The following is a 1008-nucleotide window of genomic DNA, read 5'->3' on the forward strand; positions in this document are numbered from 1 at the left end:
ATTTCGAACGTACAAAGTATAAGTATTTGGTGCCAATGCTGTAAATACATTCGAGCTCTGATACGTTATTCCATCCAAACTGTAGGCTACTCCTGTTTGTGTTGTAATTGTAATACTTCCTGACGGAGTTCCACAAGTAGGTTGCACCACACTAGCCGTGGTTGGTTCAACTGGAGGTGTTGGAATAGCATTGATCGTTATAGCAGTCGATGACGGAGTTACACAAGTGTTATCCAATGTATTTCGAACATATAAAGTATATGTATTTGGTGCCAATGCTGTAAATACATTCGAGCTCTGGTACGTTATTCCATCCAAACTGTAGGCTACTCCTGTTTGTGTTGTAATTGTAATACTTCCTGAAGGAATTCCACAAGTTGGTTGCACCACACTAGCCGTGGTTGGTTCAACTGGAGGTGTTGGAATAGCATTGATCGTTATAGCAGTCGATGACGGAGTTACACAAGTGTTATCCGCTGTATTTCGTACGTATAAAGTATAAGTATTTGGTGCCAATGCTGTAAACACAGTCGAGCTCTGATACGTTATTCCATCCAAACTGTAGGCTACTCCTGTTTGTATTGTAATTGTAATACTTCCTGACGGAGTTCCACAAGTAGGTTGCACCACACTAGCCGTGGTTGGTTCAACTGGAGGTGTTGGAATAGCATTGATCGTTATAGCAGTTGATGACGGAGTTACACAAGTGTTATCCAATGTATTTCGAACGTACAAAGTATAAGTATTTGGTGCCAATGCTGTAAATACATTCGAGCTCTGATACGTTATTCCATCCAAACTGTAGGCTACTCCTGCTTGTGTTGTGATTGTAATACTTCCTGAAGGAATTCCACAAGTAGGTTGCACCACACTAGCCGTGGTTGGTTCAACTGGAGGTGTTGGAATAGCATTGATCGTTATAGCAGTCGATGACGGAGTTACACAAGTGTTATCCGCTGTATTTCTCACGTATAAAGTATAAGTATTTGGTGCCAATGCTGTAAATAC

Annotated in this window: 1 protein-coding gene; it reads right to left on the reverse strand. The window is 41.2% G+C overall.

The window, feature by feature from the left end:
- The coding region (locus BUC11_RS17065) for a hypothetical protein (RefSeq protein ID WP_394332919.1) at positions 1 to 1008 on the reverse strand (1008 nt) is incomplete at both ends.

The organism is Flavobacterium xanthum, from assembly GCF_900142695.1.
GTDB classification, from domain to species: Bacteria; Bacteroidota; Bacteroidia; order Flavobacteriales; family Flavobacteriaceae; genus Flavobacterium; species Flavobacterium xanthum.